This window comes from Paraburkholderia sp. BR10872 (genome assembly GCF_040965835.1).
Lineage (GTDB): Bacteria > Pseudomonadota > Gammaproteobacteria > Burkholderiales > Burkholderiaceae > Paraburkholderia > Paraburkholderia nodosa_A.
The window spans coordinates 14749-32433 of record NZ_JBFRCN010000059.1 but is presented as its reverse complement, the minus strand read 5'-3'; the positions used below and the strand labels follow the sequence as shown (position 1 = coordinate 32433).

General features: G+C 60.2%; 16 protein-coding genes and 2 pseudogenes. 9 read left to right on the top strand and 9 right to left on the bottom strand.

All coding sequences use genetic code 11. The features are described 5' to 3' along the window. Positions 1 to 27: 27 nt before the first annotated feature. The 3 genes from AB4Y43_RS33325 to AB4Y43_RS33315 all read left to right on the top strand — a co-directional run bounded on the left by AB4Y43_RS33325 (position 28) and on the right by AB4Y43_RS33315 (position 2904). A complete protein-coding gene (locus AB4Y43_RS33325) occupies positions 28 to 1248 on the top strand; it encodes a PLP-dependent aminotransferase family protein (protein WP_368729714.1) in 1221 nt (406 codons plus the stop codon). 281 nt (positions 1249 to 1529) lie between these two features. Beyond that, positions 1530 to 2255, top strand: coding sequence for a haloacid dehalogenase type II (locus AB4Y43_RS33320; protein WP_368729713.1), 726 nt, complete (start codon positions 1530 to 1532; stop codon positions 2253 to 2255). Positions 2256 to 2265: 10 nt separating this feature from the next. Then, the gene (locus AB4Y43_RS33315; RefSeq protein ID WP_368604804.1) at positions 2266 to 2904 is read left to right on the top strand and encodes an NUDIX hydrolase N-terminal domain-containing protein; all 639 of its coding nucleotides are present in this window, start codon (positions 2266 to 2268) and stop codon (positions 2902 to 2904) included. A 43-nt stretch (positions 2905 to 2947) separates the two neighbouring features. On the opposite strand, the gene AB4Y43_RS33310 is transcribed toward AB4Y43_RS33315, so the two are convergent. The 4 genes from AB4Y43_RS33310 to lhpH all read right to left on the bottom strand — a co-directional run bounded on the left by AB4Y43_RS33310 (position 2948) and on the right by lhpH (position 5213). Next, positions 2948 to 3346: an H-NS family nucleoid-associated regulatory protein gene (locus AB4Y43_RS33310; RefSeq protein WP_342946051.1), complete on the bottom strand. Its 399-nt coding sequence runs from the start codon at positions 3344 to 3346 to the stop codon at positions 2948 to 2950. Between the two features lie 71 nt (positions 3347 to 3417). Then, positions 3418 to 3669: a hypothetical protein gene (locus AB4Y43_RS33305; RefSeq protein WP_368729712.1), complete on the bottom strand. Its 252-nt coding sequence runs from the start codon at positions 3667 to 3669 to the stop codon at positions 3418 to 3420. Positions 3670 to 3707: 38 nt separating this feature from the next. Next, entirely contained in the window at positions 3708 to 4013 is a 306-nt protein-coding gene (locus AB4Y43_RS33300; protein WP_368604805.1) for a hypothetical protein, read from the bottom strand. A 192-nt stretch (positions 4014 to 4205) separates the two neighbouring features. Next, positions 4206 to 5213 (bottom strand): trans-3-hydroxy-L-proline dehydratase, encoded by a 1008-nt coding sequence (gene lhpH, locus AB4Y43_RS33295; RefSeq protein ID WP_368729711.1) that lies wholly within the window; start codon positions 5211 to 5213, stop codon positions 4206 to 4208. Positions 5214 to 5667: 454 nt separating this feature from the next. Between lhpH and AB4Y43_RS33290 the strand changes: the two are divergent. Then, positions 5668 to 5874, top strand: a pseudogene (locus AB4Y43_RS33290) (FCD domain-containing protein); the annotation flags it as partial. 123 nt (positions 5875 to 5997) lie between these two features. Beyond that, on the top strand, positions 5998 to 7773 hold the full coding sequence (locus AB4Y43_RS33285) for a phospholipase D-like domain-containing protein (RefSeq protein WP_368729710.1): 1776 nt from the start codon (positions 5998 to 6000) through the stop codon (positions 7771 to 7773). Between the two features lie 69 nt (positions 7774 to 7842). On the opposite strand, the gene dinB is transcribed toward AB4Y43_RS33285, so the two are convergent. Next, positions 7843 to 8988, bottom strand: coding sequence for a DNA polymerase IV (gene dinB, locus AB4Y43_RS33280; protein ID WP_069261987.1), 1146 nt, complete (start codon positions 8986 to 8988; stop codon positions 7843 to 7845). Positions 8989 to 9628: 640 nt separating this feature from the next. Between dinB and AB4Y43_RS33275 the strand changes: the two genes are divergently transcribed. Beyond that, on the top strand, positions 9629 to 10405 hold the full coding sequence (locus AB4Y43_RS33275) for an enoyl-CoA hydratase-related protein (protein ID WP_342946055.1): 777 nt from the start codon (positions 9629 to 9631) through the stop codon (positions 10403 to 10405). 31 nt (positions 10406 to 10436) lie between these two features. Here AB4Y43_RS33275 and AB4Y43_RS33270 read toward each other — a convergent pair whose 3' ends face one another. The 3 genes and pseudogenes from AB4Y43_RS33270 to AB4Y43_RS33260 form a co-directional block, all read right to left on the bottom strand. Continuing rightward, positions 10437 to 10871 carry a MarR family winged helix-turn-helix transcriptional regulator gene (locus AB4Y43_RS33270; protein ID WP_069261985.1) on the bottom strand — a complete coding sequence of 145 codons (435 nt, stop codon included), beginning with the start codon at positions 10869 to 10871 and terminating at the stop codon, positions 10437 to 10439. Positions 10872 to 10969: 98 nt separating this feature from the next. Then, a pseudogene (locus AB4Y43_RS33265) lies at positions 10970 to 11173 on the bottom strand (AraC family transcriptional regulator); the annotation flags it as partial. Between the two features lie 184 nt (positions 11174 to 11357). Then, the gene (locus AB4Y43_RS33260) at positions 11358 to 12524 is read right to left on the bottom strand and encodes a porin (RefSeq protein ID WP_368729709.1); all 1167 of its coding nucleotides are present in this window, start codon (positions 12522 to 12524) and stop codon (positions 11358 to 11360) included. Positions 12525 to 12848: 324 nt separating this feature from the next. On the opposite strand from AB4Y43_RS33260, the gene AB4Y43_RS33255 reads away from it, so the two are divergent. Continuing rightward, positions 12849 to 13022: a DsbA family protein gene (locus tag AB4Y43_RS33255; protein WP_368729708.1), complete on the top strand. Its 174-nt coding sequence runs from the start codon at positions 12849 to 12851 to the stop codon at positions 13020 to 13022. A 44-nt stretch (positions 13023 to 13066) separates the two neighbouring features. Here AB4Y43_RS33255 and AB4Y43_RS33250 read toward each other — a convergent pair whose 3' ends face one another. Continuing rightward, the gene (locus tag AB4Y43_RS33250; RefSeq protein ID WP_368729707.1) at positions 13067 to 15679 is read right to left on the bottom strand and encodes an MMPL family transporter; all 2613 of its coding nucleotides are present in this window, start codon (positions 15677 to 15679) and stop codon (positions 13067 to 13069) included. A gap of 440 nt (positions 15680 to 16119) precedes the next feature. Here AB4Y43_RS33250 and AB4Y43_RS33245 point away from each other — a divergent pair, with 440 nt between their 5' ends. Together AB4Y43_RS33245 and AB4Y43_RS33240 are read left to right on the top strand one after the other, a co-directional pair. Beyond that, a complete protein-coding gene (locus AB4Y43_RS33245; RefSeq protein ID WP_368729706.1) occupies positions 16120 to 16872 on the top strand; it encodes an H-NS family nucleoid-associated regulatory protein in 753 nt (250 codons plus the stop codon). Between the two features lie 71 nt (positions 16873 to 16943). Then, positions 16944 to 17576, top strand: coding sequence for a DUF429 domain-containing protein (locus AB4Y43_RS33240; RefSeq protein ID WP_368729705.1), 633 nt, complete (start codon positions 16944 to 16946; stop codon positions 17574 to 17576). Positions 17577 to 17685: the final 109 nt, after the last annotated feature.

Sequence of the window (17685 nt, the reverse complement as noted above, 5' to 3'; positions counted from 1 at the left end):
TTAACCGCCATCGACTCCATGTCCGCCATGTACGATTTCACCGCACCCTTTCAGCATCCCGCTGGTTCGCCCATTCGCGAGCTTTTCAAGTACCTGGGAGAACCAGGCATGATTTCCTTCGCTGGGGGCTACCCGGCCAGCGACCTGTTCGATGCCGATGGACTGCAGGCGGCAGCGGCCCAGGCATGGCAGGCTTCCACGCGCTGTCTGCAATATGGCCCGACCGACGGTTTGCCCGAATTGAAGACGCAACTGCTCGCGCTGATGGCGCGCCGCGGTGTGACCTGCGCTCCTGAGGAGATGCTCGTCACCACGGGGTCACAGCAAGGCCTCGACCTCTTGTTGCGTGTGCTGCTCAATCCGGGCGACACGGCCTTGACCGAGCAGCCCGCCTATCCGGCCACGCTGCAGGCGCTCAGGCTCCAGCAGGCGCATGTCGTGACGGTGCCTGTCGACGGCGACGGTCTCGACGTGGACGTACTCGCCGCGCAGCTTGCTTCGGGCGCGATCGTCCGGCCCAAGTTGCTGTACACGGTGCCGACCTTCGCGAATCCCACCGGGGCCACGCTCACACGCGAGCGGCGCGTTGCGCTCCTGCGTCTCGCCGTTCAGTACCGCTTTGTGATCGTCGAAGACGATCCGTACGGCGATCTGCGTTTCGCTGGCAACGCGGTGCCGTCGATGCTGGCGCTGGCAAGCGAGGTGCAGGGAGCACGCGATTGGCTCGTGCACTTCTCGAGTCTTTCGAAAGTCGTCGCGCCTGGCTTGCGCGTAGGCTGGACTATTGCGCCCGCTGAAATCGCGCGGCGCTGCGTGATCGCCAAGCAGACCGTCGACCTGTGCAGTACGCCGTGGACTCAGGCTATCGCCGCGCACTACCTGGCGGCGGGCTCGCTCGAACGGCACCTTCCGCACATCACGCAGGCGTATCAACGCAAGTGCAAAGCGCTTTGCGATGGCTTGCGCGCGCAATTCGGCGACGAGATCGCGTTTCATCAGCCCGAAGGCGGCATGTTCGTGTGGGCGCGCATTCCGGGTGTGGCGATCGATGCGCTCTTGCCGAATGCGATTGCCAACAAGGTGATTTTCGTTCCCGGCAAGGCGTTCTTCGCTGACGAGCCCGACACCGCGTCGCTGCGCCTTTCGTTTGCGGCGCCGAACGTCGATGAGATTCGCGAAGGCGTGACGCGTTTGAAGCGGGCCACGCACGCCACGCGAACGGCGGACGTCACGTCGGCACCTGTCTGAATTTCGCGCGGTTCATGAGGCGCCGCGCGTGTCCCGTTACGCGAGCGCCTGTGCAAGCTCGACGAAGCGCTCCACGTAAGGGCAACCGCCTGGTTGACAGCCCAAAGGAAGCGGCCGACAGTGAGGTGCCGAGTTATTGACCAGCGGAACAAGGGAGATCATCGTCGCGGTTGCGCGTAAGGACACCGATCTGGCCGAGAAGCTTACGCGCGAACAGTCGATGCTTTCCGGAAACGCTTCCTCGAGGCAATCGCCGCCATGCACTTCCGAAAGGAGTAACCGTGGAATTGACCGACTTCGACACACTGACTTTCGACTGCTACGGCACGTTGATCGATTGGGAAAGCGGCATCTACGCTGGCCTTAAGCCCCTGATCGAACGGGCCAGGGTGCAGCTGTCGAGAGACCAGGTTCTGGAGGCCCATGCGCGACACGAGTCGTCGCAGCAGAAGTACACGCCGGCCAAGCGATACCAGGAGCTGCTGCCCATCGTCTACAAGCGGCTGGCCGAGGAATGGGGACTGCCCTTCACGCACGAGGAGTGCATGGCGTACGGGCGGTCGGTGCGGAACTGGCCGGTATTCGAGGACACCGTAGCCGCGTTGCAGTACCTGAAGCAGCACTACAAGCTGGTCATACTCTCCAACGTCGACAACGAAACTTTCAGCTACAGCGATGCAAGGTTGCAAGTAGCGTTCGACGCCATTTTCACGGCGGAAGATATCGGTTCGTACAAGCCATCGCCGCGAAACTTCGAATACATGCTCGAGAAGCTGGGTGAGCGTGGCATCAAGAAGGAAAAGATCCTTCACACAGCCGAAAGTCTTTTCCACGACCACAAGCCAGCCAGTGAATTTGGTCTGGCGTCGTGCTGGATTTACCGCCGTCATTCGCAGCCGGGCTTTGGCGCGACCATGAATTCCGGATGGCTGCCGAACGTCGCTTTCCGCTTCAACAGCATGGCGGACTTTGCGAAGGCGCATCAGGAAGCCGCGGCGCAAAAGTGAGGCGCGATTGATGCCCACGCCCGCCGAACACGAATCGCTGAGAGCACGCCTCGCGCGGGCGCGCCGGCTACTGGCACTTGCGCAAACGGGGTTGCACTACGCCACGAGCCCATTCGACACGGAACGGTACACGGAAATCGCCAGCATCGCGCATCAGCAACTCGCGGAAATGGCGTCCATGCAAACGAGCGATCTCGCCGCGCTGTTTGCTCTCGAAACGGGATACGCGAATCCTAAACTCGATGTCAGATGCGCCGTATTCAACCAGTCCGGTCAAATCCTTCTCGTGCGAGAGTCCGTGGACGGCTTGTGGTCTCTGCCCGGCGGTTGGGCCGACGTGGGCGTTTCGCCCGCCGAGAACGCGGCAAAAGAGGCACGTGAAGAAAGCGGCTACACCGTGAACGTCGTTCGCCTATTGGCCGTGTGGGACATGCTCAAGCACGGGCATCCGCCTTCTGTGTTTCACATCTGGAAACTGGTTTTCCTTGGGGAAATCGTGCGCGCGGGGAAAATAGCCGGAGCCGAAACCGACGCCGCTCAGTTCTTTGATATCGATAACCTGCCAGCCTTGTCCCAAGGCCGGATTCTGCCGGAACAAATTCGACGACTGGATGCACTGCGCAATAACAGTGACGTCGAATTCGACTGAAGTTTTGCTTTAACGCCGGGGCGGCGTTTAACCCGTCATGCTTTCAGGCGGCGCCGGAGTGCTCTGTTCTGACTTTTGCCAGGCGGCTGCCGGCAAATGGGTCCTGTCGCCAGTCCACGCTTGGGGCTTTCACTGATTGCTGTTCAGGTTCAGCCGCCTCGCCGACTGCAAAATGCTCGAGCGACTGCCCCGCGCTTGTCGCCTGCACCACCCACCGCGGGGCGTCGCCCTTGCCGTCCCACGTGTGGCCAGCCGCATCCCGGTAACGGGCGGCGCGCATTTGCGCGGCGTCTGCTGCCATTGACGCAGCAACATCTTCGGGTTCAATACCATATTCGGCCATCCGACGCCGCAGATAGGCCACGATGCTTTCGCGTTTTCGTTCGTCCATTTCTAGTTGTGCTTCGCTCTGAATGCAACTCTTGAGCAGAATATAGCGCAAGTCGCGTGCCGCCACGATATCACAGCTTGCATAGGCGTCCCCGGCGGCTGTCGCGAAAGGTCCGGCGGGAATCAGGTGTTGAGCTTCTGGGTGCGCTCGGCTTGATGTTCTGCGGCCCGTTCCTCCGCATGCTTTTTCGCAACGTGATGCCCCACGATGCAGCCGCCAACGGCGCCAGCAACGGCGTGGTGGCCCGCATAATGTCCGGCTACACCACCCACGACAGCGCCTTTGAGGCAGCCGGCGGCATGTGCGCTGCTGGCTGCCGCGAGGCCTAAAGTTGCCGCCGCGGCAAGCACCCTGATTCGATTATTGACGTTCATGATAAACACTTGTGTGAAATATTAGCTTTGGAACCGGCTCAATAGCCCCAGCGGCCATTATCGTGCCACTCGCGCTCACGCCATTGGTGTTCGCGACGCTCGTGCTCCCGCCATTCGTGTTCCCGCCACTGACGCGCGCGCCAGTCGTCGTCGCCGCGCCAGGCCACCGCGACCGGAGGAGGCGCATAGGCGACAGGCGGCGGAGCAACGTACACGGGCTGAGCCGGAGCGTAGGCGGCGCCAGGCAGTGCGACGCCCACGGCCAGATCGACGTGCGCAAACGCTGCGCTCGAAGCAGCCAGTGCGGCCGCGCCCAGTACCACGCCGAGAATCGTCCTTTTCATTTCACTACTCCTTCGCACCTGTCGTGCGTTTCTGGTGAGCACGGTTCGGAGTGTAGGCGGCGAGCCCGGACACAGGTGCAACGGCCGTGCGATTTTCGTAACGGCGCGTTATTTCGCATGTTCCGATATGTAAAAAAAGCGCGGACGCTCATTCACAGCGTTCCGGGCTGCCAGGTACCAAGAGGAAGAGGGCTAGCGGACAAGGAATCCGTAAGTCAGCGGATCGCGCTCGTCTACGATCCAGGTCGCGAAGCCGCACACGAACGCGTTGCCTTCGACTTCGGGAATCACTGCCTCGAAGTCGCCGACGGTCGTTTCGCCGAGCACGCGTCCCTTGAAAACCGTGCCGATAATGGACTCGTTCACGAGGGTCTCGTCTTTGCCGAGTTCGCCACGCAGGTACAACTGGGCGACGCGTCCACCCGTGCCGGAACCGGTCGGTGAGCGGTCCACTTCGCGGTCCGCGAACACGCAGCAGTTGGCTTGCGTCGAGCCTTCGTGCCGCGGTGCATTGGCGATGATGGTCCCGTAAATGTGGTTGATTTCGGGAATCTCGGGATGCTCGACAGGGTAGGCCTTGTTCGCGGCTTCCTTCACCTCTGCGCCGAAGCGGATGAGTTCCTCGACCGACGACTCGCGCACGGCGAGCCCATGTGGCTGGCCGTCAGTATAGAAATAAAACGCGCCGCCGAAAGCAATGTCGACCTTCACCGTACCGAAGGACGGCGTCTCGACAGTCACATCGCGCTTCCAGATGAACGAGGGGACGTTCACGAATCGCACGTTGCCCGCGTGTTCGCCATCCCATTGAACGAAGGCTTCGATAAAGCCACAGGGAGCGTCGATGCCGACACGCGTTTCCGGAACACTGCGCTGCACCCAGCCAAGCTCGACCGCTGCGGTGGACAGCGCGATCACGCCGTGTCCGCAGTGGTCGCTATAGCCCTCGTTGTGAAGGAAGATGATGCCGAAGTCGGCGCTCGGGCTGACCGGTTCGGTCAGATAGCCGCCGTACATATCGGCGTGACCGCGCGGCTCGAACATCAACGCGGTGCGGATTTCGTCGGCGTTTTCCTTGAGCCACGCACGACGCTTCACGATCGTGTCGCCGGGCAGGCGAGGCAATCCGCTGGTGACGATACGGAATGCTTCGCCGCCGGTATGCACTTCGACGGTCGTTATCGTGCGAGTAGTCTTCATGATGTTTTTACGCTATTGACTCACTGGCCGTACGGAACCGGCAGGCCGTCCTTGATGACGTAGACGGTCGTCGGCGGCGAAAGCGATCTTGCACTGCTGCTGTGACGGCGAGGCGCCGTCACGAACGACGTTTAGCGCAGGGCGTCGCGAGCGACCGGCAAGCCGCCAGGTCCCATTCGGTAGCCTTGGGTTCTGGGTGTCGAAAACCGGCCGCATGGTGAGTTTCTGGCTTCAGTCCGAGCAATTTCTCGGGCGCAATGTGGAACCAATCTATACCACTTGTGGTGGATAGCACGAAATGTGTCAATGTGGACTTAAACTAGACCAAAAAGTCTCGTCAGGTCCGGAAAATTGGTTTCTTCGCATGAACATGCCGCCAAGGCCAGCAGGGAGTGGTCGCGAAAGTGGTATGTTTGAGAACAACTCAAGGCGCACCGAGAACTCACGATGACCGCTCGCGGAAGAAATTGCATCGACCATGGGCCAGTCGCTGTGCAAGCGACTCAAGGACGATGGGATTGACGACCCGGCTCGCATTCGGCTGTACGTTGCCGAGCATCGTCTGATTTACGAAGCCATTGTCTGCGGAGACGCCGATGCGGCGGCGTTCTATGTCGAGCAGCATATTCATCGGGTGCAGAGAGATATCACGCCGCAGTAAGTGACTTTATTGCGGCTCCCGGCAGCGTCATCGAAACGACATCCAGGCAACATGCTTCGTTCACCGTTTCAACAAACTGATGGTTGAAACTGGGGCCTTTGGCTAATACAGCAGAGGTGAACGATGTCGACGAAGGTCCGCAGCTATCTCTCCCCGACGCTGGTTTTACTCGCGCTCGACTGGCCGGACGGTGCGACACGTGCCGACTTCCTCGGTTTCGCTATTGAACGCGCCCCGGGCTTCACTAGCCCGGACGGTAAATCCCATGAGACGAGCAGCTGGCTCCCTAATCGAATCACGTTCAAGGGGCCCGTGCCGGACGGTAAACCCGATGCGCCTTCGAATATCGCGCCGATTCAAAAATTCATGTGGTGGGACGCGCGCATCGAGGAAGCCGACAGAGGCAAGCAATTCAGGTACACCATCTACCCGGTAGTCGGTACGCCGGACAATCTGAATCTGCTGAACGCAGAGGCGAGTTCGTGTGAGGTCACGTTACCGGCGCATATCGAAGACGGCGTGGGTACCTGGTTCAACCGCGCGGTGGTGAGCTCGCAGGCTTTCGCACGACAAGTGAAGGCGATGGGAATCGATCCGCATACCGCGCCGCCGGCCGCACAGGCGTTTGAACTTCGTACGTGGCTCGCCAACGATATGCAGCTCGTGTTCAAGGAAATATTCCAGGACGCGTCGCGCGCTGCAGCAGCCGTCTATCACCTGACCGACCCGCTTTGGGCGATCCCGGCGTTCAAGGAGTTCGGATCCGCTCACGGCAAAGCCAATGTCGCCGTCGTATACGACTCGCATCGGGTTCGCGAAAAAGGCAAAGCGCCCGCTGCATCGCCCAATCAACCCACGGTCGATGAACTGGGCAACGTCGTGACGTTCTGCCCGCGTGACAAGACGCACATCATGCACGACAAGCTCATCGTGACGGATAGGGGCGATCGGCAAGGCAACCCGGCATTCGTGGTTGCGGGTTCTGCGAATTTCACGACAGAAGGCATTACGGAGCAGGCCAACGTACTTCATCTGTTCGATTCGGCAGACCTCGCGAAACTGTACGACGACAGAACGAAAGCCATCGCCGGCAATCCGCCGATCAACCAGACCGCCGAACTCACGAATGGCTGGTCCGATTCCGTGACGGTGGGAAGCGCAGCCGTGCGCGTTTGCTTCTCTCCGGAAACGAAAACCAGACGTACCCAGATCGATACCATCGTCGAAGCGATAGGAAAGGCGCAGCATTCGGTTTTGTTCTGCCTCTTCATGCCGACAGACGAACCGCTTCGCGACGCCTGCTTTGCCGCCGGCGACAAGGGGCTCATGATGTTCGGCCTTGTCAACAATATCAGCGAAAAGTCCGCTGAGAATGCGCAAGAGGCGCAAAAAGCGGGAGAGGCAGTGAGTACGACTGCGCTGGTAAACCTCGCGCTCTATCATCGAAGCAGGGAAAACCGCGACGTCATCGATGCATCGTACTTTTCCCCGGCGACCGTGCCTGAAGGTTTCGAACCCGAGCTCCGCCTCTTTCCCGGCGAAGTCGCGCCCAGTTACGCGCCGGTCATTATCCACCATAAGTTCATCGTCATCGACGCCGAAGGAGACAATCCGATTGTCTACACGGGCTCGGCCAACATGAGCAACAACTCCGAGCATTTCAACGACGAGAATCTGCTCGAAATAAAAGACAAGCGAATCGCCGCCATTTACCTCGCTGAATTCATGCGGTTGTACGAGCACTATCGTGCGCGCGCCGTTGGCATCGAGGAGCAGCAGCATAGAACCGTGCAACGGCTGTTGCTGCAGCCCGACCGCGAGTGGGCCGACAAGTATTACAAGGCGAATAGTCCGGAGGAGAAGGCGCGGATTGCGTTGGCATCGGAGCCGGCCAGTTGATGCATTCGCTTCTGTGTTTGCGAAGTCACCGCGCACGCCTCGCACGACGAGGCGGCTGCGCGTTGCCGGCTAAAAATCCAGCGTGAATTGAGGCGACTCGTTACTGGAAGCTTCTCCGGTGTGTTGGAGGTTGCCGGCCTTCACCCCTAGCAGCCTGATGGATTTAACGAGTTCGACTCTTTTCAGGCACTCAGTCGCCGCGCGCCGCAACGCTTTCGCGTCATCAATAGGCTCGGGAAGCGTGACGTCACGCGTGACAGTCTTGAAGTCATTAAAGCGCAGCTTGATGCCGATCTTCCTGGCCAGATAGCCTTTTCGCTGGAGGTCGAGCGCCACCTGTTCGCATAGGCGGGTAAACGCTGCGCCCAGTTCCTGTCGATGCCGCACCGCGTGCAGATCGCGCTCGAATGTGGTTTCGCGACTCATCGAGACGGGCTCGCTATACGTCACCACCGGCCTGTCATCTAGTCCGTGTGAAACTCTGCGAAGCCACGCCCCGTAGCTTCGTCCGAAGTTTTCGATGAGCCAGTGCTCGTCGCGCGCAGCGATCTCACCGATGGTCGTGATTCCAAAAGACGCAAGCTTGGCGGCCGCCTTGGGGCCAACGCCGTTGATCTTGTTTGCGGCCATTGGCCAAATCCTGGATTGCACGTCCTCCGGCGTCAGGATTGTGATTCCGTCCGGCTTTTGCATATCGGAGCACAGCTTGGCGAGCAGCTTGTTTGGCGCGATACCGACGGAGCATGTGAGATTGGTTGCTTCGAAGACGGCGGATTTCAACTTGCGCGCGATTGCCTCCGAATCGCCATTCGTGAGTGAAACGTCTGCGTAGACCTCGTCGATTCCAACGTCTTCCATGTTCGAACTGATTGACCGGACGGCATCCTTGAACAGTCGCGAGTACGTTCGGTAGAGGTCGAAATTCACTGGAAGGAGAATCGCATCTGGCGCTAACCGGGCGGCTTTCATGGCGGGCATTCCGGAATGAACGCCGAGCGCGCGAGCCTCGTAGGTCGCGGTCGTCAGGACACCTCTGCCCACATAGTCGCGCAGGCGCGAGAATTCGCGAGTGCCGTCCGGCTTCGTTCGGGGCGTATCCGAGCGACGGCCAGCAACCACCATGGCTTGGCCTCGTAGCTCCGGATACTGCGAAAGTTCACACGACGCAAAGAATGCGTCCATGTCGATGTGGGCTATGCGCCGATCATCTGGCATGCCTTGGTACTCAAAAATAGCTCTCGATGGCTCCGCGCGACCGGCACGCTACTCATCATCGGGTATGGCGGCAGGAGCAGCGGGACGACGGCACCGTGCGTCCTGTGGAAAATTGAATGGAACTGTACATTTATACAGTCACTTTGTCAGGATACTGGAGCTGATTCGGAGATATTTTTTTGAGTGCGGAGATGTTCGCAAACGGCTCTTCCGCGGACGCCGCCGCTCTGACTGTGGAATCCAAAAAAAGCCCGCCATGCGGCGGGCTGTTGCGAACAGGCTGGTGGAGCAGCCTGTCATGTTTCAGTCCTGGCGCGGGTGCAAACGCCGGTAGACGCTCCAGATCGCCACGGCGGCGATGACGACGACAGCGGTGAGAATAAGCATGTTCAGTCCTCCGGTTGCTTGTCTGTTTGGTAATGCTTCAATGCTACGGAGCTTGGGTGCGCGCGAGGAGTGGCGCGACGTCGCGAATGGAATACCTGGTCGAATTCTGGTCCGCTACGGATTCCGCCTTCAAACGTCATCAGGAGCGAGGGTTCGCGAGCAGGCCCCGAATTACATGGCATCGACCGTCCGGTTTACTTTGCATGCGAACTACCTATATACTTCGCATGAAAACTAAATTTCAGGAGAGCACATGAGCGCGGAGATTCACGTCGAACAAGCCGATGGCATTCTGACGATTACGCTGGCCCGACCGGACAAGAAGAATGCATTGACGAACGAGATGTATGGCACGCTGGCAGACATCATCGAGAATGCGGAGCACGACAGCGATGTCCGCGTATTGCTGCTGCAAGGGGACGGAGACATGTTCACCGCGGGCAACGATGTGGGCGAGTTTGCAGCCATTGCATCGGGGAAGGGGCCCAGTGAGCGACACGTGCATCGCTTTTTGCACGCCCTGGCGAAGTCGAGCGTGTCCATCATCGCGGCGGTTCAGGGCAAGGCGGTCGGTATTGGCACGACGCTTCTACTGCACTGCGACTACGTCCTGCTCGCGCCAGACGCAGAACTGATCACGCCGTTCGTCAATCTCGCGCTCGTCCCCGAGGCGGCGTCCAGCTACCTGCTTCCGCTGCGCGTCGGCCACGTGCGGGCCTTCGAGATGTTTGCGCTGGGCGAGCCGCTCGACGCGCAAACCGCTGTCGCGTGGGGCCTCGCCAACAAGGTCTGCGCAAAGGATCAACTACGCGACGACGCGCGCAGGATGGCGGAAAGAATCGCCGCCAAGCCGGCCGGTTCACTGAGCGCCATGAAAAAGCTGATGCGCGAAGCCGAAACCCTGGTTGCGCAAATGGACAGCGAGAGCGCGAAGTTTCAGGAGCGGCTGACGAGCGCCGAGGCAAGAGAGGCATTCGCGGCCTTTGCCGAGAAGCGCAAGCCGGACTTCGCGAAGGTTGCCCGGCACTAGCCACTGCCTTGCTGGCCGGCCACGGTCGAGGTTACGCGTCGCCGTCTTCGGCGAGCGGAAACCTGGTCTGCAGGCTGGTCAGCCACCGCGCCACGACGTCGATCTCCGCTTCCGTAAATCCTTCGGTCAATCGGGCGTTCAAGTCTTTCATGCGAAGCTTCGACTTTTGGCGCGCGGTACGTCCTGCTTGCGTCAACCACAGGCGCGACACCCGGCCATCGGTCTCGTCAGCCCGACGTTCGATCAACCCTGCCTTTTCTGTCCGGTCAGCGAGACCGCTCATGCCTGGTGCGCCCAGATCCAGCGCAGCAGCGGCTTCGCTCATGAGTGCGCCGTTGCGATCACCCAAAAAAAACAGCAGCCCGGCCTGGGCTGCTGTGACGCCGCCTCCGGCCGCGCGTGTTTGCGACCACCGTTGCAGCCGGCGCTGTCCGACGTTCAATAGATAGACGAGGCGATGTTTCATTTCCGCGCAGATAACATTGTGCGATTTAGTTCGCGTGCGAATTATATCATGCGGTGATCGACCCTTTCGAAAGGGCGCGAAGACGTTCAATGGCTTGCGGCCGTCGCGACAATCCCACTGGCCACGAACGGCTGATTGAGCACGGGTACACCCGCCTCTTGGACCCACGGCGTAGTGGTGAGGTCCGTGCATGCGGGAACGCCTTGCAGCAGGCCCAGCTTCGCGAGTATCAGCGTGGCGGAGCACTGTGCTCCGAGCAGCTGGCGCGTTGGGTCGAGCCGGATTTGAGACATCAGCGCAGCATGGACTGGCGACGGCGGCTATTGAACGGCGCGCGGGATGACGAAATGCGTCTGGCAGGGCCGATCATGAATGAAAAAACACCCCAAAGATTGGATCGACGTCCAACTCTTGGGGTGCAATTCACTAGCCAGGATTTCTTTGTCGGGGCAATGCGTCCACGACCCCGAGCTTCTGAACCTGCTATTAGAACCGGTGGTACATGCCAATGTTGGCTTGAACCTGGTTGCCGCCCGACGCCGTGTTGCCGAAGTCAGCAGCCGAAGCCTGAGCGCCCTGAGCATGAACGTAGGCACCCATGACGTATACCGACGTGAGCTTCGACAGCGCGTACGTAGCACCCAGCGAGGCCTGGTTGATCGAAGCCATCGTGCGGCCCTCAGCGGCTTGCGCAGGCGTGGCTGCCGAACCGTAGACGTACGTGTACCCAGCAGCCAGCGACAGCGCCGGGGTTGCCTGGTACTGCAGAAGGGCGCCCACTACGTTGAAGTGGATCGACTCCTGGCCGTCGTTGCCCTCGTATTGAGCGTTCGAGTACCGAAGGCCAGCCGTGTACCGGCCAAACTCGTATTGGCCAGCGATTTGAGCGATGCCCGCGCTCTTGAACGCATTGCCACCGTAGTAGCCCGAGCTCGGATAGCCCAGCGCACCACCGAACGACGGTTGTGCCGTTGCGTTCTGCCAGCCGTTCTCACCCTGGTTTGCAGCATGGAAGTAGCCGCCAGCGACCGTCAGACCACCTTGAGCGTAGTCCGCAGCCACCGACCACGATTGACCCGAACCCATCGCACCGGCAACGCCGCCGAACGAGTACGCGCCTTCAGCCTGGAAGCCGTGGAAAATCGGCGAAATGTACTTGACGGCGTTGTTCTGGTTCGTCGTATTGTCGTTGTTGTCCACGTCGCCCGGGGTCGAGAATGTCGACGCCGAAACGGCGTCGCCGGTCAGGCCCTGAACCATTTCCGTTACGGCGTCGATCTGGCGACCCATACGCAGGGTACCGTACTGGTCCGACGTGAGGCCTACATAGGCCTGGCGGTTGAACAGCGAACGCGAGGAACCGATGGGGCCCTGGCCGCCGATGCCACCGCTGGCAATGTTGAAACCGTTTTCGAGCTTGAAGACCGCCTTGAGGCCGCCGCCGAGGTCTTCCTGACCCTGGAGGCCCCACTTGTTCGAACCCGAGGCGCCGCCAACGAGGCCGACCAGCGAGTGGCCACCGACGTTCGAGGTGTAGCTGATACCTGCGTCCAGCATGCCGTACAGGGTGACCGACGACTGTGCCATTGCTGCCGAGGATGCGGCGAAAGCGGCAACAGCGGTAACCGTTGCCTTGATGGTGATGTTCTTCATCTGTAATTCAGTGTCCCTGAGTATCTTTTGGATTGGTTTATTCGTTACTGCGCGCCGGAGGATACGGCACGTCCTGCAAACTCACGAAACGAAAAAAAAAGACTGTCGCGAAAACGTAACAAAAGGCCCAATGCCTTGTGCGGCGGGCGATCGATGGACTTCGTGCCAGATCGGCAACAGCGGATGGTGGGTGCTTTCCGGAGGCGACAGGGTTCGACGTCCGGCCGAAACATTCTGTGACCCTATCTTGTACGAGAATCAGCGGTCCCTGGAGATCAAAACATCGCGCAGTACGCTGACGAACGGAGTCTTCCTCCTGACAGTTTGACTGCTGCGTTCAGCGGCCGTAACGACGAGCGCATTCAGAGCGACTTCGCGAGTGGCATACGGAGTGGGGTGCATGGAACACCCACGCTGTTTATCAACGGCCATCTCTACGGCGGAGAGCACGACGCCCGAAGCTTGCTCGAAGCGTTGCAGGGTGCAGGGAAACGCTAGCGATCGTAACGATGCCAGGTTTCAAGTTCCGCACAGGCGCGATCTCAGTCTGCTGACGCCAGCGTTTTGAACTGTGCGGCGCGAGGCCGTCCCATCAGCACGGGCTGAAATACCACCGCGCCAATCAGCGTAGACACAAGCGACAACGCGAGCAGAGCACCCAGACTCGATGTCCCGGGATGATGTGAGAACCACAAGCTACCGAACGCTGCGCCCGTTGTCGCTGCGCTGAACACAACCGCATAAGTCAGGCTGGATTCCAGCAGCCGTGTTGCGCCACCTCGCCAGGCGATCACATAGTAGATCTTGAATGCGACGCCTACGCCAAGCATGAGGGGCAACGCGATGATGTTCGCGAAGTTCAACTGCAGATCGAGCGCTACAGACAATTCGAGTGTCAAAAGCGCGGAAACGAGCAACGGCACAACGGTTCGAAGGATGTCGTCGACCCGGCGCAGCGCGATCCACAAGATGACGACGATCGCTACCAGGGCGTATCCGCTCGCCTGAAGGAATGCCTTGATGACGAGGTTAGCTGAGTACAGGATCGAGATCGGACCGCCGATCGCATTCGGTTCCGCAGAACTCACTGCGTTGGCGAAGCTTCTCAACATCGCGTCATCATTGGGGTCGATACCGCTCGGGACGCGGGGAGAGATTTCGACGATTGCCTTGCCGTCGGCGGCGACCCAGTCTCTTGCGATCCCGGGCGGTAAATTGGCGCGGGTGATCTCGGCAGGATCGAGAAGCGCAACCAATCGCGCGAGCGCGATCTTCAACGGTGCCGTCATCGCATGGTCGGCGCGATCGCGTGTCGTGCTCGGCGCGTCGGCCAGACGGGTCAGCACGTGTGACAGTCGCGTCGCCTCGGCGGCGCCGGGCCCGGGGTGATCCTCTGCGGCAAGCGAGAGCTGGTGCGCCGCACGACGCAAGGCGTCGACGCGAACGGCGTCGCTTGCCGGCGGCGCGGGCGCCTGCGCCAGGACGGGGTCCAATACACGGGCAGCGTCTGCAATTGCGGCGAGTTTCTCTGCCTGGTCAGTCGGAATGAAAGTGGTGAGCGTGACCGTTCTGCCCACCTGCGGCAGCGTTGACAAGCGGGCGGCGATCGCATCGGCTTCGCTCAAGGAATTCGCCATGACGCGCACATTGTTGATGCCAATTTCGGGCGAGTCTTTCAGTGCGAGCAGGGTTGCCATCGATTCCGTGCGTGGATCCTTGAGATGCAGTGGATTGAAATCGAAGCGCAGGTGCAGCAGCAAGGGCGACGCGCCGAGAATGGCAACCGCCGCCACGGCCAACATGGCTTTGCGATGCCTGTCGAGGAAGTCGTCGGTTCCGGCAAGCCGCCTGAAGCCCGGCGACACTTTTTCGTCTCCTGGCCGCAGCACGCTGATGAGCGCGGGCAAGAGCGCCACACTGGTGAAATAGGCGACGATCATTCCCACTCCGGCGATCTTGCCCAGTTCCGACACGCCGCGATAAGCAGTCGGAATAAACGAAAAGAAGCTAACGGCGACGGCAATCGCGGCGAGGGACAGGCGACCGCCTAGCGTATTTGCCGTACTCATCAATGAGACGGGGATACGACTGTCCTTGTAGTGCTCTTCCCGATATCTCACGGTGAATTGCACACCGAAGTCGACGCCCAGGCCGACGAATAGCACCATGAACGCGACCGAGATCATGTTGAAGGCGTGCACCATCACCAGTCCCAAAGCTGCAGTGATGAGCAACCCGACGACGAGGCAGATAAAAACGGCCAGTACCAGTTTGGCGGACCGAAGCGCCACCCAGAGAATGCCGAGTACGACGAGAAGCGTCACGGCGCCATTCAATGCCGCACCGTCCTGGACCGATGCGAATTCGTCATCGGCGAGCGGTTGCTCGCCGGTAAGGCGCACGCGTGCGCCAAATCTCGCATCGAGATGCAGCGAGGCCGCCGTGTCGCGTATCAATGCCGATGCGTTGCCGCCTGCCCTCAGCGATGCGTAATCGAGCACGGGCTGCACGAGTACGAATGCGCGCGCAGGTGACGTCGCGTGGGAATCCATCAGCGACCGCCACGAAAAAGCGGCGGCCTGGTTCGCTAGCACGCGGTCCATGACGTCCGCGCTTTGATCGAGAAGCGGAGCCATCTGCTCCAGCTTGACCCGCCCGATTTGCAGCGGCAAAAGCAGGGTCGTCGTCAGCAAGTTGGCGAGACCGGTCAGACTGGGGTCATGCGAGAGCGCGTTGAGCAACGGGCGCGCTTGCGTCAACTGCGATGTCGTGGACTGCACGTCGCGCAACGACAGAAAAAGCAACCCATTGTGTTCGAAGAAGGGACCGGCACCCGGCTGCGTCACCGCAACGAACCGGTGCGTGTCCTTGCGCAATGCAGTGGCAAGCTCGCTGGCGGCGGTGTCGGCGAATTCCGGCGCACTCGATTCCACCACGACGAGAATGGAGCCCCCTCGTTGCGGAAAGGCGCGATCCAGCGACCTGGACAAGCTGTCCCACCGCTTGTCGACAGTCAGTAGCCGGTCCGTAGCCGTGTTGATCTTGAAGTGATGGGAGACGTAGTAACCGCTCAGCAGCGCGAGGACGAGCGATAGCGCAATCACGCTGATCCGGTGACGGATGGACCATGAAACAAGACGGGCAACCGACGACATGATGGCGAAGGTTCAGGCGCGACGGACATCCCAGTCTAGCGTAATTATCCGGAACGTGTCCGCACGTGGTCGAAGCGGTGCCGATCCGTCGATATCGCAATTGAACGGCTTGCGTACACGCACGAGTCGCGGCACGGATCAGCCGAATTGAATTAACGTTGACTGAGGAAATCGGGCTGGCGAACGACCCGACGAGTTGCATTCGATGATGGCGGTTCCGCTCATCGTGCGTGAGTCTTGCGGCAGCGCAATCAGACAGGCGTAGCCGCCGACATGGCTTTTACTCGCGTTTCCTGACTGGAAGTCAGACGACTTACCGATTTTGAAATAGAAAGTAATGTTTCTCAGTGCCTCGCGCAAACTAATTCGACACCAAATGTTGTATTCGTCGTTCGATGTGGCATAGTGGAAAAAACTAACTTATCAAAGGAAATCCACGAATGGCTACGCTCCAATCGATTCAGGCAAGAATCGCAAAGCTGCAGGCTCAGGCAGAATCGCTGGTAACGACGAAATCGTCGGCGGTACTCGAGAAGATTCGCGGCCTGATGGACAAGCATGCCGTGACGGTTGCCGACATCGAGGCGTTTGTCGGCAAGCGGCGCGGCCGCAAGCCGGGAAAGGCCGTTGTCGCGAAGCAGGGCTCGTCGGCAGCGAAATATCGCGATCCCAAAACTGGCGCGACCTGGACCGGCCATGGTCGTGCTCCCGCTTGGATTGCAAACGCCAAGGACCGAAGCAAGTTCCTGATTGCAGGCGCGGCGCCGAAACCGGCTGCTGCAGTGAAGGCGCCCAAGGCAGGTAACTACGTGCGCGGGCCGCAACCGCCAAAATATCGCGACCCGAAAACCGGCGCGACGTGGTCCGGTCGTGGCATCGCACCGGCATGGCTCGCTGGCGCGAAGGACCGGTCGAAGTTTTTGATTGAAAAGGCCGAGCCTGTAGTGAAGACAGCCAAGGCGCCGGCAGCGAGGAAGGCCGCCGCAAAAAAGAACGCTGCATCGAAAAAGGCTGCTGTCAAGAAGGTATCTTCGCCGGCACGCAAAGCTGCGCCGAAGAACGGCGCAGCGGCGAAATCGCCGGCCGTCCGCAAGGCCCGTGCGCCGAAGCTTGTGGTGAAATCAACGGCGCCCGTCGAAGTTGCCGCGCCTGCGGCGGCCACTGAAGCTGTGAGCACGGCCGCTGCGGCCTGAGTGGCGCACACCGGGCTCCGGAAGCCTGCTTCCGGCCCGGTTCAGCGCTTGTTACTCGTGGCGGGGACCGCTTGAACACACGGACGGTTGCTGGCATCGACGTAGGCGGTGACAAGAAGGGCTGCCATCTGGTCATTCTGGAGGGCAGTCGAGCTTTCCGGCCTGCCGATACCATAACCCCGCAGGAGATGCTGCGAGCCTGCCTCGAGTACGGCGTGCAGGCCGTCGGGATCGATGCTCCATGCCAATGGGGTATCGAACGTAAAGGGCGGCGTGCGGAACGGGAACTTGCGCGGCAACGCATCTTTTCCTTCGCCACGCCAACCCGACAACGGGCCGATGAGAATCCTGGGCGCTTCTACCGGTGGATGTTCAACGGAGAAGCCATTTACCAAGTCTTTTCTTCCGACTATCCGCTACTGTCATCTCGCGATTTCCAGGGCGGGCGTGTTAGCTTCGAAACATTTCCCCATGCCGTGACTTGCGCTCTCCGCGGCAAGGATGGGACGTCTGCGAAGGAGAAGCGCCGGCAACGGCCAGAAGTACTGGAAAGCGCTATGATCGACGCCTCTGGCTTGAAATCGATTGACGACTTCGATGCCGCGCTGTGTGCGCTGACCGCGAGATACCTGGTCGAAGGGCGCACATATGCTTACGGCGACGTGAAAGGTGGTTACATTCATGTTCCGATTCCACTGCCTTGAACACGTATTGACGCTGAAACCGTGCCGCCGTGCGGGAACGCGTTGCAGTTGGCTTGCCGTGCGTTATGTGCCACTGCAGTTGTCACAAAGGCAATCACAGCTATGGACT

Bases quoted from the DNA above. Each gene is read 5' to 3' on its own strand.
- dinB (WP_069261987.1), bottom strand. From the start codon at position 8,988: ATGCCAGATGATCGGCGCATAGCCCACATCGACATGGACGCATTCTTT.
- lhpH (WP_368729711.1), bottom strand. From the start codon at position 5,213: ATGAAGACTACTCGCACGATAACGACCGTCGAAGTGCATACCGGCGGC.
- AB4Y43_RS33285 (WP_368729710.1), top strand. From the start codon at position 5,998: ATGTCGACGAAGGTCCGCAGCTATCTCTCCCCGACGCTGGTTTTACTC.
- AB4Y43_RS33270 (WP_069261985.1), bottom strand. From the start codon at position 10,871: ATGAAACATCGCCTCGTCTATCTATTGAACGTCGGACAGCGCCGGCTG.
- AB4Y43_RS33300 (WP_368604805.1), bottom strand. From the start codon at position 4,013: ATGAAAAGGACGATTCTCGGCGTGGTACTGGGCGCGGCCGCACTGGCT.
- AB4Y43_RS33260 (WP_368729709.1), bottom strand. From the start codon at position 12,524: ATGAAGAACATCACCATCAAGGCAACGGTTACCGCTGTTGCCGCTTTC.
- AB4Y43_RS33250 (WP_368729707.1), bottom strand. From the start codon at position 15,679: ATGTCGTCGGTTGCCCGTCTTGTTTCATGGTCCATCCGTCACCGGATC.
- AB4Y43_RS33305 (WP_368729712.1), bottom strand. From the start codon at position 3,669: ATGAACGTCAATAATCGAATCAGGGTGCTTGCCGCGGCGGCAACTTTA.
- AB4Y43_RS33325 (WP_368729714.1), top strand. From the start codon at position 28: ATGTACGATTTCACCGCACCCTTTCAGCATCCCGCTGGTTCGCCCATT.
- AB4Y43_RS33275 (WP_342946055.1), top strand. From the start codon at position 9,629: ATGAGCGCGGAGATTCACGTCGAACAAGCCGATGGCATTCTGACGATT.
- AB4Y43_RS33315 (WP_368604804.1), top strand. From the start codon at position 2,266: ATGCCCACGCCCGCCGAACACGAATCGCTGAGAGCACGCCTCGCGCGG.
- AB4Y43_RS33245 (WP_368729706.1), top strand. From the start codon at position 16,120: ATGGCTACGCTCCAATCGATTCAGGCAAGAATCGCAAAGCTGCAGGCT.